Annotated in this window: 11 protein-coding genes and 1 tRNA gene; 9 read left to right on the top strand and 3 right to left on the bottom strand. The window is 72.6% G+C overall.

Annotated elements, in window-relative coordinates:
• Nucleotides 1-139: 139 nt before the first annotated feature.
• The 4 genes from gltB to BIU97_RS04140 all read left to right on the top strand — a co-directional run bounded on the left by gltB (nt 140) and on the right by BIU97_RS04140 (nt 9,201).
• Nucleotides 140-4,744 carry a glutamate synthase large subunit gene (gene gltB / locus BIU97_RS04155; RefSeq protein ID WP_139195889.1) on the top strand — a complete coding sequence of 1,535 codons (4,605 nt, stop codon included), beginning with the start codon at nt 140-142 and terminating at the stop codon, nt 4,742-4,744.
• A gap of 59 nt (nt 4,745-4,803) precedes the next feature.
• On the top strand, nt 4,804-6,261 hold the full coding sequence (locus tag BIU97_RS04150) for a glutamate synthase subunit beta (protein WP_071255732.1): 1,458 nt from the start codon (nt 4,804-4,806) through the stop codon (nt 6,259-6,261).
• A gap of 140 nt (nt 6,262-6,401) precedes the next feature.
• The gene (gene pyk / locus BIU97_RS04145; RefSeq protein WP_071297126.1) at nt 6,402-7,847 is read left to right on the top strand and encodes a pyruvate kinase; all 1,446 of its coding nucleotides are present in this window, start codon (nt 6,402-6,404) and stop codon (nt 7,845-7,847) included.
• Nucleotides 7,848-8,100: 253 nt separating this feature from the next.
• The gene (locus BIU97_RS04140) at nt 8,101-9,201 is read left to right on the top strand and encodes a VIT1/CCC1 transporter family protein (RefSeq protein WP_071255725.1); all 1,101 of its coding nucleotides are present in this window, start codon (nt 8,101-8,103) and stop codon (nt 9,199-9,201) included.
• Between the two features lie 9 nt (nt 9,202-9,210).
• On the opposite strand, the gene BIU97_RS04135 is transcribed toward BIU97_RS04140, so the two are convergent.
• Together BIU97_RS04135 and BIU97_RS04130 are read right to left on the bottom strand one after the other, a co-directional pair.
• On the bottom strand, nt 9,211-9,753 hold the full coding sequence (locus tag BIU97_RS04135; protein WP_175472404.1) for an HdeD family acid-resistance protein: 543 nt from the start codon (nt 9,751-9,753) through the stop codon (nt 9,211-9,213).
• A 146-nt stretch (nt 9,754-9,899) separates the two neighbouring features.
• Nucleotides 9,900-10,409, bottom strand: coding sequence for a hypothetical protein (locus BIU97_RS04130; protein WP_071297124.1), 510 nt, complete (start codon nt 10,407-10,409; stop codon nt 9,900-9,902).
• Nucleotides 10,410-10,559: 150 nt separating this feature from the next.
• Here BIU97_RS04130 and BIU97_RS04125 point away from each other — a divergent pair, with 150 nt between their 5' ends.
• From BIU97_RS04125 to BIU97_RS04105, 5 genes are all read left to right on the top strand, one after another.
• On the top strand, nt 10,560-11,243 hold the full coding sequence (locus BIU97_RS04125) for a response regulator transcription factor (protein WP_254782889.1): 684 nt from the start codon (nt 10,560-10,562) through the stop codon (nt 11,241-11,243).
• Nucleotides 11,240-12,745, top strand: coding sequence for a sensor histidine kinase (locus BIU97_RS04120; RefSeq protein WP_071297123.1), 1,506 nt, complete (start codon nt 11,240-11,242; stop codon nt 12,743-12,745). The genes BIU97_RS04125 and BIU97_RS04120 overlap by 4 nt, the downstream gene beginning before the upstream one ends.
• Nucleotides 12,746-12,757: 12 nt before the next feature.
• Nucleotides 12,758-12,839, top strand: a tRNA-Leu gene (locus BIU97_RS04115).
• 115 nt (nt 12,840-12,954) lie between these two features.
• Nucleotides 12,955-13,560: an ANTAR domain-containing response regulator gene (locus tag BIU97_RS04110; protein WP_071255692.1), complete on the top strand. Its 606-nt coding sequence runs from the start codon at nt 12,955-12,957 to the stop codon at nt 13,558-13,560.
• 96 nt (nt 13,561-13,656) lie between these two features.
• The gene (locus tag BIU97_RS04105; protein ID WP_071297122.1) at nt 13,657-14,127 is read left to right on the top strand and encodes a GNAT family N-acetyltransferase; all 471 of its coding nucleotides are present in this window, start codon (nt 13,657-13,659) and stop codon (nt 14,125-14,127) included.
• Between the two features lie 38 nt (nt 14,128-14,165).
• Here the strand turns inward: BIU97_RS04105 and BIU97_RS04100 are convergent, their stop codons facing one another.
• The gene (locus BIU97_RS04100; RefSeq protein ID WP_071255685.1) at nt 14,166-14,591 is read right to left on the bottom strand and encodes a PaaI family thioesterase; all 426 of its coding nucleotides are present in this window, start codon (nt 14,589-14,591) and stop codon (nt 14,166-14,168) included.
• Nucleotides 14,592-14,612 lie beyond the last annotated feature (21 nt).

Genomic DNA, 14,612 nt, shown 5'->3' with positions numbered 1-14,612 from the left:
ACAAGCGGGTCCGACTCCTCGCCGGCCGACAGCGCACCTCACTGACGGCGGGCACGGGCACCAGTCCCGCCCGCTCGGGCGGAACGCACCACCGGGCCACCGCTGTCCCTGTTCCACTTCCTCGTGAGGACGGTTCCCCATGGCGCTCCAGCCAGACCAGACACCGGCATCGACGACGCTCGTGCCGCCGCACCGCCGCTTCTCGGCGATCCCGGACGCCACGGGTCTCTACGACCCGGCGAACGAGAAGGACGCCTGCGGTCTCGCGATGGTGGCGACCCTGCGCGGGACGCCGGGCCACGACATCGTCGACGCCGCCCTCGGCGCGCTCCGCAACCTCGAGCACCGCGGTGCGGTGGGCTCGGACGCGGGGACGGGCGACGGCGCCGGCATCCTCTGCCAGGTGCCCGACGAGTTCCTGCGGGCCGTCGTGCCGTTCGAGCTGCCCGCAGCGGGGGAGTACGCCGTCGGCACGGCCTACCTGCCCACCGACGACGACCGTCGGCACGCGGTCAAGGGCGCGATCGAGCGCCTCGCGCGGGAAGAGGGCCTGAAGGTCCTCGGCTGGCGCACCGTCCCGGTCCGGCCCGAGGTCCTCGGGTCGCTGGCGCGCGCCGCCATGCCGGCGTTCGAGCAGCTCTTCGTGGCGTCGGTCCGGCACGACGTGCACGGCCGCCCCTGGAGCGGCATCGCGCTCGACCGCCAGGCCTTCCGGCTGCGCAAGCGTGCCGAGCACGACGACGACCTGTACTTCATGTCGCTGTCGAGCCGGACCACGGTCTACAAGGGCATGGTCACGACGCTGCAGCTCGAGCCGTTCTACCCGGACCTCAGCGACGAGCGCTTCGCGTCGAAGCTCGCGATCGTGCACTCCCGCTACTCGACCAACACGTTCCCGTCGTGGCCGCTCGCCCAGCCGTTCCGGACGATCGCGCACAACGGCGAGATCAACACGGTCCGCGGCAACCGCAACTGGATGCGGGCGCGCCAGTCGCAGCTCGAGAGCGAGCTGCTCGGCGACATGGCACCGCTGCTGCCGATCGTCAGCCCCGGCGCCAGCGACTCGGCCTCGTTCGACGAGGTGCTCGAGCTGCTCACGCTGACCGGCCGCTCGCTGCCGCACGCGGTGTCGATGATGGTGCCCGAGGCGTGGGAGAACCAGGTCGCGATGGACCCGGACCTCCGTGCCTTCTACGAGTACCACTCGATGCTCATGGAGCCGTGGGACGGCCCCGCCGCCATCACGTTCACCGACGGCTCGCTCGTCGGCGCGACGCTCGACCGCAACGGCCTCCGCCCCGGACGCTTCCTGGTGACCGACGACGGACTCATCGTGATGGGCTCGGAGACCGGCGTCATCGACGTGCCGGCGGAGAAGGTCGTGCGCAAGGGCCGCCTCCGACCCGGACGGATGTTCCTCGTCGACACCGAGGCCGGCCGGATCATCGAGGACGACGAGGTGAAGCGCGGGCTGGCCGCATCGGGCCCGTGGGCCGAGTGGCTCGGGGCCGGTCGGATCAACCTCAACGACCTCCCGGACCGCGAGCACATCGTGCACACCCCGGCCTCGGTCACCCGACGGCAGCGTGCCTTCGGGTACACCGAGGAAGAGGTCCGCATCCTGCTCCGGCCGATGGCGCAGACCGGCGCGGAGCCGCTCGGTGCGATGGGGTCGGACACGCCGATCGCGGTGCTCTCGCAGCGGCCGCGCCTGCTGTTCGACTACTTCACGCAGCAGTTCGCGCAGGTCACGAACCCGCCGCTCGACTCGATCCGCGAGCAGGTCATCACGTCGATGGGGATGGGCCTCGGGCCGGAGCGCAACCTGCTCTCGGCCGGCCCCGAGCACGCGAAGCAGATCACGCTCGACTTCCCGGTGATCGACAACGACCAGCTCGCCAAGGTGCAGCACTTCGAGACCGGTTCCGGCCGCCACCTCACCGTGACGATCAAGGGGCTCTACCGTGTCGACGCCGGCAAGAAGGCGATGCAGAAGCGCATCGCCGCCGTGTGCGACGAGGTCGACGCCGCGATCGAGTCCGGCAAGCAGTTCATCGTGCTCTCCGACCGCGACGGCAACGCGGAGCAGGCGCCCGTGCCGTCGCTGCTGCTGCTCGCCGCGGTGCACCACCACCTCATCCGCACCGAGCAGCGCATGAAGGTCGGGCTCATCGTCGAGGCCGGCGACGTCCGCGAGGTCCACCACGTGGCCACGCTGATCGGGTACGGCGCCTCGGCGATCAACCCGTACCTCGCCATGGAGACCTGCGAGAACCTCGTGCGCTCCGGCATGATCAGCGGGATCAGCCCCGAGCAGGCCGTCAAGAACGTCATCAAGGCGCTCGGCAAGGGCGTCCTGAAGATCATGTCGAAGATGGGCATCTCGACCGTCTCGAGCTACGCGGGCGCCCAGGCGTTCGAAGCGGTGGGACTGAGCCAGGAGTTCGTCGACCGCTACTTCACCGGCACCTCGTCGATCCTCGGCGGCGTCGACATCGACGTCATCGCGAAGGAGAACGCCGAGCGCCACGCCCAGGCGTACCCGCAGGACGGCGCGGTGCTCTCGCACGAGCGGCTGCAGACCGGCGGCGAGTACCAGTGGCGCCGCGAAGGACCGCCGCACCTGTTCAACCCGGACACGGTCTTCCGTCTGCAGCACGCCACGCGGGCGCGGCGGTACGACATCTTCCGCGAGTACTCGAGCGCCGTGGACGACCAGTCCGAGGAGCTCATGACGCTCCGCGGCCTGTTCCGGTTCAAGCACGGTGTCCGCCCGCCGATCGCGCTCGACGACGTCGAGCCGATCGAGTCGATCGTGAAACGGTTCAACACCGGTGCCATGTCCTACGGGTCCATCTCGAAAGAGGCCCACGAGACGCTCGCCATCGCGATGAACCGCCTCGGCGGACGCTCGAACACCGGTGAGGGCGGCGAGGACGTCGACCGCCTGCTCGACCCGGAGCGCCGCAGCGCCATCAAGCAGGTGGCGTCGGGCCGGTTCGGCGTGACGAGCATGTACCTGACGCACGCCACGGACATCCAGCTGAAGATGGCCCAGGGTGCGAAACCCGGCGAGGGCGGCCAGCTGCCGCCGACGAAGGTCTACCCGTGGGTGGCCCGGACCCGGCACGCCACCGCGGGCGTCGGGCTCATCTCGCCGCCCCCGCACCACGACATCTACTCGATCGAGGACCTCAAGCAGCTGATCTTCGACGTGAAGCGCGCGAACCCCGCCGCCCGCGTCCACGTGAAGCTCGTGAGCCAGTCCGGCATCGGCGCGGTCGCCGCCGGCGTGACGAAGGCCCTGGCCGACGTCGTGCTCGTCTCCGGCCACGACGGCGGGACGGGGGCGTCACCGCTCAACTCGCTCAAGCACGCCGGCACGCCCTGGGAGATCGGTCTCGCCGAGACGCAGCAGACGCTCATGCTGAACGGCATGCGCGACCGCGTCGTCGTGCAGGTCGACGGCCAGATGAAGACCGGTCGCGACGTCGTCGTCGCCGCGCTCCTCGGGGCCGAGGAGTACGGCTTCGCCACCGCGCCGCTCGTGGTCGAGGGCTGCATCCTCATGCGTGTCTGCCACCTCGACACCTGCCCGGTGGGCGTCGCGACGCAGAACCCGGAGCTCCGCAAGCGCTTCTCGGGCAAGCCCGAGTTCGTCGTGAACTTCTTCGAGTTCATCGCACAGGAGGTCCGTGAGCTGCTCGCCGAGCTCGGCTTCCGCACGCTCGACGAGGCCATCGGCCAGTCCGACGTGCTCGACGTCGACCGTGCGCTCGAGCACTGGAAGGCCTCTGGCCTCGACCTCGGCCCGGTGCTCACCGGACCGCACTTCGACGCATCCGAGCCCCGCCGGCACCACCGCGCGCAGGACCACGAGCTCGAGCAGCACTTCGACGTCCAGCTCATCGAGCAGACCGCCGACGTCCTCGACCACGGCGGCTCGATCGCGCTGGACCTGCCGATCCGGAACACCGAGCGCGCGGTCGGCACGATGCTCGGCCACGAGGTCACCCGCCGCCACGGCGAGCACGGGCTGCCGAACGGTTCGATCGACATCACGCTCCGCGGTTCCGCCGGGCAGTCGCTCGGTGCGTTCCTGCCCGCCGGCATCACGCTGCGGCTCGTCGGCGACAGCAACGACTACGTCGGCAAGGGCCTGTCCGGCGGCGAGATCGTCGTCGCGCCGGACGCGGGCTCCGGCTTCGACCCGGCCGAGAACGTCATCGCCGGCAACGTCATCGGCTACGGGGCGACGCAGGGCAGCATGTTCATCCGCGGCATCGTGGGGGAGCGCTTCCTGGTGCGCAACTCGGGCGCCACCGCCGTCGTCGAGGGCGTGGGCGACCACGCGCTCGAGTACATGACGGGTGGCCTCGCGCTCATCCTCGGCGAGACCGGTCGGAACCTCGGCGCGGGCATGTCCGGCGGGACCGCGTACGTCCGCGGCCTGCGTGAGGAGCACGTCAACACGGACGCCCTCGCGACCGGGGAGCTCCGGCTGGAGCCCCTCGACAGCGCCGACGTCGAGATCGTGACCGACCTGCTCACCCGGCACGCCGACGAGACGGGGTCGACCCTCGCGGCGGACCTGCTCGCGGCCGGCGACCTGAGCGAGTTCGTCAAGGTGCTCCCGCGTGACTACGCGGCGGTGCTCGAGACCCGCAAGCAGGCGGTCGACGAGGGGCTCGACCCCGACGGCGACGTGGTCTGGAACCGGATCCTCGAGGTCACCGGTGGCTGAGCACGGCACGCACCCCGCACCACCGACCACGACCAGCAACGACACGACGGAGGCGACCCGTGGCTGACCCGAAGGGCTTCCTCAAGGTCCAGGAGCGCGAGCTCCCGGCCCGACGACCCGTACCCGTGCGGCTCATGGACTGGAAAGAGGTCTACGAGCAGCAGGAGTCCGGCGCGCTCAAGCGCCAGGCCGGCCGCTGCATGGACTGCGGTGTGCCGTTCTGCCACCAGGGCTGCCCGCTCGGCAACCTCATCCCGGAGTGGAACGACCTGACCTGGCGGGGCGAGGGCCGCCAGGCCATCGAGCGCCTGCACGCCACGAACAACTTCCCGGAGTTCACCGGCCGCCTGTGCCCCGCTCCGTGCGAGGCGTCCTGCGTGCTCGGCATCAACCAGCCCCCGGTGACGATCAAGCAGGTCGAGGTCTCGATCATCGACGAGGCGTTCCAGCAGGGCTGGGTCACGCCGCACCCGCCGGAGCGCCTGACCGGCAAGACCGTCGCCGTCGTCGGGTCCGGTCCGGCCGGTCTCGCCGCCGCGCAGCAGCTCACGCGCGCCGGTCACACCGTCGCCGTCTACGAGCGGGACGACCGCATCGGCGGCCTGCTCCGCTACGGCATCCCGGACTTCAAGATGGAGAAGCGCCAGATCGACGCGCGCCTCGCCCAGATGCAGGCCGAGGGCACCCGGTTCCGTGCCGGGGTCGAGATCGGGCGCGACATCACCTGGGACGACCTGAAGTCGCGCTACGACGCCGTCGTGGTCGCGACCGGCGCCACCGTGCCGCGCGACCTGCCGATCCCGGGCCGGGACCTCGAGGGCGTCCACTTCGCGATGGACTACCTCGTGCAGCAGAACAAGGCGAACGCGGGCACCCGGGTCGACAACCAGCTGACGGCCGAGGGCAAGCACGTCATCGTCATCGGCGGCGGCGACACCGGTGCGGACTGCATCGGCACGGCCCACCGGCAGGGCGCCCTGAGCGTGACGAACCTGGCGATCGGCAAGCAGCCGCCGCTCGAGCGTCCGTCCGAGCAGCCCTGGCCGATGTTCCCCACTGTGTTCGAGGTCACCAGTGCGCACGAGGAGGGCGGCGAGCGGCACTTCCTCGCCTCCACCGTCGAGTTCCTGGCGAACGAGGCCGGCGAGGTCCGCGCACTGCGGGTCGCCGAGACCGAGTACCTCGACGGCCGACGTGTGCCGAAGGCGGGCACCGAGCGCGAGATCCCGGCGGACCTCGTGCTCATCGCGATGGGCTTCACCGGCCCCGAGTCGGAGACGATCGAGCCGCAGCTCGGTCTGCCGACGACGGTCTCCGGTGCGATCGACCGCCGCCCCGACTACGCGACGAACGAGCCGGGCGTCTTCGTCGCCGGCGACGCCGGCCGCGGGCAGTCGCTCATCGTCTGGGCCATCGCCGAGGGTCGCGCCGCCGCCGCGAAGGTCGACGAGTACCTCGAGGGCTCGACGATCCTGCCGGCCCCGGTCAAGGCGACCGACCGGGCGATCTCGGTCTGATGTCGGACCACCACCAGATGCTCACCTCGACGTGAGCGGGAGGCCACCAGTACTCGGTAGGGTGCTGGTGGCCTCGTTCGTTCCGCGCGGCCCCACAGCGTGGAAACCGAAGGCTCCATCCACCACCACGAAGGAATCCATTGAGACGCGCAAAGATCGTTTCGACGCTCGGACCGGCAACGTCGGAGTACGAGACCGTCAAGGAGATCATCGAAGCGGGCGTCGACGTCGCCCGACTGAACCTCAGCCACGGTGACTACAGCGTCCACGAGGCCAACTACGAGAACGTCCGTCGCGCCGCCGAGGAGCTCGGCAAGCCGGTCGCGATCCTCGTCGACCTGCAGGGTCCGAAGATCCGCCTCGCCAAGTTCGCGGACGGGCCGCACGAGCTCGCCGTCGGCGACGTGTTCACGATCACCACCGAGGACGTCCCCGGCACGAAGGAGATCTGCGGCACGACGTTCAAGGGCCTGCCGCAGGACGTCAAGCCCGGCGACCCGCTGCTCATCGACGACGGCCGCGTGCGCCTCCGCGTGCTCGACACCGACGGGGTGCGCGTCCGCACCGAGGTCGTCGTCGCCGGCACCGTCTCGAACAACAAGGGCATCAACCTGCCCGGCGTCGCCGTCAACGTCCCCGCGCTGAGCGAGAAGGACGAGGCCGACCTGCGCTGGGCGATCCGCCAGGGCGCCGACCTCATCGCGCTGTCGTTCGTGCGCAACGCCGCCGACGTCGACCGTGCGCACGAGATCATGGACGAGGAGGGCAAGCGCCTGCCCGTCATCGCCAAGGTCGAGAAGCCGCAGGCCGTCGACGCCCTCGAGGAGATCATCGACGCCTTCGACAGCATCATGGTGGCCCGTGGTGACCTCGGCGTCGAACTCCCGCTCGAGGCCGTCCCGATCGTGCAGAAGCGCGCCGTCGAGCTGTCCCGCCGCATGGCGAAGCCCGTCATCGTCGCGACGCAGATGCTCGAGTCGATGATCTCGTCGCCGATCCCGACCCGCGCCGAGACGTCCGACGTCGCGAACGCCGTCCTCGACGGCGCGGACGCGGTCATGCTCTCGGGTGAGACGAGCGTCGGCGAGTACCCGGTGCAGACCGTCCGCACGATGGCCCGCATCGTCGAGTCGACCGAGGACCACGGCCTCGAGCGCATCGCGCCGCTCGGCACGAAGCCGCGCACCCTCGGTGGCGCGATCACGCTCGCCGCGGTCGAGATCGCCGAGTTCACCGAGGCCTCGTACCTCTGCGTCTTCACCGAGTCCGGCGACTCGGCCCGTCGCATGTCGCGGCTCCGCCACGGCCTGCCGATCATCGCCTTCACCCCGAACGAGGCCACGCGCCGCCGGATGGCCCTCACCTGGGGTGTCCGTTCGTTCCTGGTGGAGCGGAAGACCCACACCGACGAGCTCTTCTCGCAGGTCGACGACGTCCTCCTCGAGAACGGCCTCGCCGCGCCCGGCGACCGCGTCATCGTGACGGCGGGGTCCCCTCCCGGCATCGAGGGCTCGACGAACGACCTGCGGGTGCACCGCGTGGGTGACGCCCACGCCGAGGCCGCCCCGGCCTACGTCCGGGACTGATCCGCGGGATCCGTCGCCACAGGGCGCGGACGGGAGGCACGGCGCACGTGGTGCGCGCAGCCTCCGGTCCGCGCCCTGTCGCGTCCCGTCCGCTCATACCGGTGCTGCGCCCCGCCGCGGTCGTCGCGCCCCCGCACAGCGGGGCGCGACGACGTCCGCGGGGCGCGGTCGTGGGGTTCCCGACGCGCGTCGACGCTCCGGGCGCGCTCGGTGGGGTGGAGCCGGGGCGCGACCGGACCGCCGGCCGGGCAGGATGGGCGGGGTGAGCCTCCAGGACGACACCGCCACCGCACCCACCGCAGCCGACGTCCGCCGGTGGCGTCGGTACCTGGCGGACGAGCGCGCGGAAGCCGCCGTCTACCGCAACCTCGCCGCGCGCCGGTCCGGCGAGGAACGCGAGATCCTCGCCGCGCTGGCCGAGGCCGAGGGCCGGCACGAGCAGCACTGGGTCGACCTGCTCGGCGAGGACGTCGGCCGACCGCAGCGGGGGAGCCTGCGCACCCGGGTCCTGGCGTCGCTCGCGAAGCGGTTCGGTTCGGTGTTCGTCCTCGCGCTCATGCAGCGGGCGGAGGACCGCTCGCCGTACGCCGACGACGCCGACGCGACCGCGCAGATGGCGGCCGACGAGCGCATCCACGGCGAGGTCGTCCGCGGGCTGGCGAACCGGGGCCGCATGCGCCTGTCGGGGACGTTCCGCGCGGCGGTGTTCGGCGCGAACGACGGCCTCGTGTCGAACCTGGCGCTCATCATCGGGATCAGCGCCTCTGGTGCCGACCGGCACTTCGTCCTGCTGAGCGGGATCGCGGGACTGCTCGCCGGTGCGCTGTCGATGGGGGCGGGGGAGTACGTCTCGGTGCGATCGCAGCGCGAACTCCTCGACGCGTCCGCACCGCACCCCGAGGCGGGCCGCGCGGTCGCCGACCTGGACGTCGACGCGAACGAGCTCGCCCTCGTCTACCGGGCGCGTGGCATGTCGGAGGCCGAGGCGACCGAGCACGCCGCGCAGGTGCTCTCCGGCATCGGCGAGCGGTCCCCGGCGACCGGCGGGATCGTGACCACCGCGGACCACGAGGCCGTCGGCACCGGGCTCAGTGCCGCGGTGTCGAGCTTCTGCTTCTTCGCCTCCGGGGCGGTCATCCCCGTGCTGCCGTTCCTGTTCGGCATGCAGGGCTGGGCGGCGATCGCCGTCGCCGGTGCGCTCGTCGGGCTCGCCCTGCTCGGGACGGGCGCGGTCGTCGGTGTGCTCAGCGGGGCCTCGCCGGGTCGCCGCGCACTGCGCCAGCTCGCGATCGGGTTCGGAGCCGCGGTGGTGACCTACGCGCTCGGGCTGCTGTTCGGGACGGGCAACGCCTGATCCGCAGCCCTACCAGCGGCGGACCGCGGCGCGCGGCGGCAGCAACAGCAGCGTCCCGGCGCCGACGACGACGAGCGCGATGCCGGCGAACACCGTGAAGACCGCGAGCGCCGTCCCCGGGGCGAGCAGCACGACCACCCCGGCGAGCACCGACACCACGCCGCTCACGATCGTCGGGACGCGTGACGAACCGGGGTGCCCGACGAAGCCGCCGACGAGCGACGCGACGCCCTCGACGACGAAGCCGATGCCCGCGAGCACCGCGTAGACGAGCAGCGGGATGACGGGGTCGACGAGGGTGACCAGTCCGGCCACCGCGACGAGCGTCCCGACCACCCCGGAGGTCCACCGCCAGAGCGTCGGCGTGCCATGTCCCCGCGCTGCCGCCAGCACGCGCAGGGCGCCCGCGACGACGAGGTACACACCGAACACCAGTGCCACCACCACGAGCGACGGGCGGGGCCAGGCGATCGCGGTGACGCCGAGCACGATCGCGACGACCGCGGTGACGACGACGAACACCCGGAACGTGCGGACGGCACGAGAGTCCACGAGCACTCCTTGCTGATCTGACCGCTGACGTCCACGACGCTACCCGGCAGCGGGCGCCTCCGGTTCCGTCCGGGCCGACGAGGCGGCCGGGAGGCGCGGGGTGCGCGACCCGCTCGGGTCGCGCCCGGCACCGCCCGGCCCCGACGTCAGGAGCCCGAGCCCGAGCCCGAGCTGGGCTGCGGGGTCGCGGTCGCCGACGCGTCGGGACGGCCCGGCGTCGGTGCGGCGGGAGCGTCGCCCTGCTTCGGCGGCTTCGGGGTGTCGCCCTGCTTGGGCGGCTTCGGTGCGTCGCCCTGCTTGGGCGGCTTCGGTGCGTCGCCCTGCTTGGGCGGTGCCGGCGGTGCCGGGGTCTTCCCGTCACCGCCGCCGGCGCCCGGCAGTGCGGCGCACCCGGGTGCTGCCGCGTCGGGTCCGGCCGGCCCGGGGACCACGGTGGCGTCGTCGCCCGGCGCGTCGCTCGGCCCGCTGCTCGCGGACGCCGAGGGCCCGGCGGTGGCCCCGCCCGTCGCAGCGGTGGCGGCGGTGACGCCGCCGCCGCCGAGCACGAGGACCGCTGCCGCCGCCGCTCCGATGCCCACCCGGCGCAGCACCGCCCGGCGGCGCGTCCCCGTCGTCCCGGTCGTCCCCGTCGTCTCGTCGTCTCGTTCGTCGTGCATGGTGGTGTCTCCTGTTCGGGTCGGAGGTGGGCCGTGTGGTCCACCGACGAGGACGACGCTCGAGTCCGAATCTGAAGCAGACCTGAAGCACAGGGGTTCTCCAGCGTCCTCCAGGCTCCGTACCCGACGGCAGGCCCTACCGTGTCCGCCGTGCCTGCTCCTGCCCGTGTCCTCGTGGTCGACGACGACGACTCCATCCGCACCGCCGTCGCGACGACCCTCCGCGCCGAGGGGTTCCTCGTCGCCGAGGCCCCCGACGGTCGCGACGTCCTCGAGGACCTCCGTCGCGCAGCCCCCGACCTGGTCCTGCTCGACTGGATGATGCCCGGACCGAGCGGCATCCTGCTCGCCGGGCGCATCCGGTCGGCCTCCGACGCGGCGGTCGTGATGATGACGGCCCGCGACGAACTCGACGAGCGGCTGCGGGGGTTCGCGGAGGGCGCGGACGACTACGTGGTGAAGCCCTTCGCGATGGCCGAGCTCGTCGCCCGGGTCACGGCGGTGCTCCGGCGTCGCGGGCGGATCCCGTCGGTGGTCGAGGTCGCCGACCTCGTCGTGGACCCCGAGGCCGCGACGGCGCACCGCGCGGGCGTCCGGCTCGAGCTCACCGCGACGGAGTTCCGCCTCCTGCGCTTCCTGGCCGAGAGCCGCGGCCGGACGGTCTCGAAGGCCCAGATCACGACGCAGGTGTGGGGGTACGAGGAGGTCGCGGCGAACGTGGTCGAGGTGCACCTCAGCGCGCTGCGCCGGAAGATGGAGGCGCACGGTCCCCGGCTCGTGCACACCGTCCGGGGCCTCGGCTACCGGCTCAGCGACGACCGGACGCCGGCGTGAGCGACCAGCGGACCGGCGGCCTCCGCACGACCTCGCTGCGCCTGCGGACCGTCGTCGCCACCGTGGTGTTGCTCGCGGTCCTGCTCGCCGGCCTCGCGGTCGCGGTGGAGGCGCTGCTCGGGGTCCGTCTCCGTGCCCAGGTCGAGGACCGGCTCCGCGACCGGGCCTCGGCGGCCGCGGCGCTCGTCGGCACGGTCGACGCCGAGGACCTCGCGGACCGGCTCTCCGCACAGGGCCTGTCGGTCCGGATCGTGCAACCCGACGGCGCCGCGGTCGAGGCCGGCCCGACCCCGGACGAACTGCGCTCCGGTCCACCGGACTCGGCTGCGCTCCCGGTCCCCGGTCCGGCCCGGCGACCCGGGACGGACGCCTCGGCCTCGCCCTCGGCGTCCCCGTCGGCGTCGCCCGGTTCCGACGGGGGCCGGACGGTCACCTCGTCGCGGCTGCGGGAGGACGACGGCGTGCTCACCCTGGTCAGTCGGCTCGACGACGGCACGCGGATCACGCTGACGACCGGCACGCGGGACGTCCAGGACACGCTCGTGCAGCTCGCGTGGGTGATGGGCGGTGCCTCGGCGGTCTTCCTGGGCGTGGCGGTCGCCGGCGTGGTGCTCGTCGTCCGCCGGTCGCTGCGGCCCCTCGACGTCATGACCACCACGGCGCGGTCGATCGCCGCGGGTGACCGTGGGCGTCGCCTGCGCCCCTCGCGCCGGGACACCGAGATCGGCCGCGTCGCCGTCGCGATGGACGAGATGCTCGACGCGGTCGAGGGGGCCGAGCACGACGCGGTCGCCGCCGAGGCCCGGGTCCGCTCGTTCCTGTCCGACGCCGCGCACGAACTCCGCACGCCGGTCGCCGGCGTCCGTGCCGCGGCGGACACGCTCGTGCGCGGCGGAGGTGACGACGCGACCCGCGAGGCCCTCGCGGTGCACGTCGTGCGTCAGGCGGACCGGGCCGCACGGCTCGTCGACGACATGCTCACGATGGCCCGGCTCGACCGCGGCATCGAGCTCGACCGGCGTTCGGTCGACCTCGGCGCGGTGCTCGTCGCCGAAGGGGACCGGCTCCGGCTGCGGCTGCCGTCCGTCGACCTGCGCGTCGCGGTCCCCGACGGCCCGGTCCCGGCGACCGTCGACGCCGAGCGACTGGCCCAGGTCGTCGGCAACCTGGTCGACAACGCCGCACGCGCCACCGGCGGTCGAGGCACCGTCGTCATCGCGCTCGAGGACCGCGGGCGCGAGGTCGCGGTCCGCGTCGCGGACGACGGCCCCGGCATCCCGCCGGCCGACCGTGAGCGGGTCTTCGACCGGCTCGTCCGGCTCGAGGCGTCGCGCGACGCCCGGACGGGCGGCGCCGGGCTCGGGCTGCCGATCGCGCGGGGGATCGCCGAGGCGCACGGCGGCACCCTGCGGTACGTGGAGGCCGCGGGCGGAGCGGCGCTCGGCGGTGCGGTGTTCGAGCTGGCACTGCCGGGGACCGGGGCGGTACCCGGGTCCTGCTAGCCTGGAGCCCTCGCGAGTGTGGTGGAATCGGCAGACACGGGGCACTCAAAATGCTCTGCCTCACGGCGTGCGGGTTCAAGTCCCGCCACTCGTACAAGCACCGTCCACAGCGTCCTGGATCGGGCAGGCGCGCTGTGGAACCGCACAGGCACGCGCGGCGCGCAACTCCCTGATCGGCACCACTTCCGCCGTCTAGTAGGCTCTCCTCCGTGAGTGACTCAGAAGCAACAGCAACCGCACCCCGTCGCGTCGTCGTCGCTGAGGACGAGTCGCTCATCCGCCTCGACATCGTGGAGATCCTCCGCGACAACGGGTTCGACGTCGTCGGCGAGGCCGGTGACGGCGAGACCGCGGTGCAGCTCGCGACCGACCTCCGACCCGACCTCGTCGTGATGGACGTCAAGATGCCGCAGCTCGACGGCATCTCCGCGGCCGAGAAGCTCTCGAAGAACCACATCGCCCCCGTGGTCCTGCTCACCGCCTTCAGCCAGAAGGACCTCGTCGAGCGTGCGACCGAGGCCGGCGCCCTGGCCTACGTGGTCAAGCCCTTCACCCCGAACGACCTGCTCCCCGCGATCGAGATCGCCCTCTCGCGGTACCAGCAGATCATCACGCTCGAGGCCGAGGTCGCCGACCTCGTCGAGCGCTTCGAGACCCGCAAGCTCGTCGACCGTGCGAAGGGCCTGCTCAACGAGAAGATGGGCCTCACCGAGCCCGAGGCGTTCCGCTGGATCCAGAAGGCCTCGATGGACCGCCGCCTGACCATGCACGACGTCGCCAAGGCGATCATCGAGCAGCTCAGCGCCAAGAAGTAGGCGACACCGTCGCTCGGGGAGCGCCGTCGGACCCCGGTCCGGCGGCGCTCCTGCACGTCCGGGGCACGAGAGCCGGCCACCTGGCAGGCTGGAGCGGTGGACGACGTGGTGATCCGGGCCTCCCGGCCTGACGACATGCCTGCGGTGGCCGACCTGCGCTGGCGGTGGAGCGTCGACGAGGGCGGGGCGGTGCCGGCGGCGACGCCCGCCGCGTACCGCGAGGCGATGGTCGCGTTCGCTGCGGCGAACCCGGACACCCACCGGTGCGTGGTGGCCGAGCGTGACGGCGTCGTGCTCGCGATGGCGTGGCTCGCGCTCGTGTCGCGCCCACCGACGCCGGACCGTCCGGGGCGTCGCCTGACCGCGGACGTGCAGACGGTCTACGTGCACCCGGACCTGCGCGGTGCCGGCGTCGCCGGGCGGCTCGTCACCGCGCTGCTCGAGGTCGCCGACGACCTCGGGGTCGAGCGGACCTCCGTGCACTCGAGCGTCGACGGGGAGCGGCTCTACCGGCGGCTCGGCTTCGGGGACGCGCACCTGCTGCTGCAGCGTCCGCCGGAGGACTGACGCGCCGGTACGGTCGGGGGATCAGCGCAGTCGGCGGATCAGCGCCGCTCGCGGATCATGTTCGTGATGCGCACCGTCGAGCACCGTCGGCCCTGGTCGTCGGTGAGGACGATCTCGTGCGTGGTGAGCGTGCCGCCGAGGTGGATCGCGGTGCAGGTGCCGGTGACGGTGCCGCTCGTGGCGCTGCGCGAGTGCGAGGCGCTCAGCTCGATGCCGACGGCGTAGCGGCCGGGACCGGCGTGCACGTTCGCCGCCATCGACCCGAGGCTCTCGGCGAGCACGACGTACGCGCCCCCGTGCAGCAGACCGACCGGTTGCCGGTTGCCCTCGACGGGGATCGTGCCCACCGCACGCTCGGCGCTGAGCTCGGTGATGACCATGCCCATCTTCTCGGCCAGCTCGCCGACACCCCGCTCGGTGAGCCGCTCGTCGACGCCGGTGCTGGTGGTCGCTTCGTCGGTCACGTGGTCGGACTCCCGTGTCGG

Origin of the sequence: Curtobacterium sp. MCBA15_009 (assembly GCF_001864895.1) — a bacterium.
Taxonomy (GTDB): Bacteria; Actinomycetota; Actinomycetes; order Actinomycetales; family Microbacteriaceae; genus Curtobacterium.
Note: the sequence above shows the minus strand (reverse complement) of the source record. Positions and strands in the feature narration are given on the sequence as shown.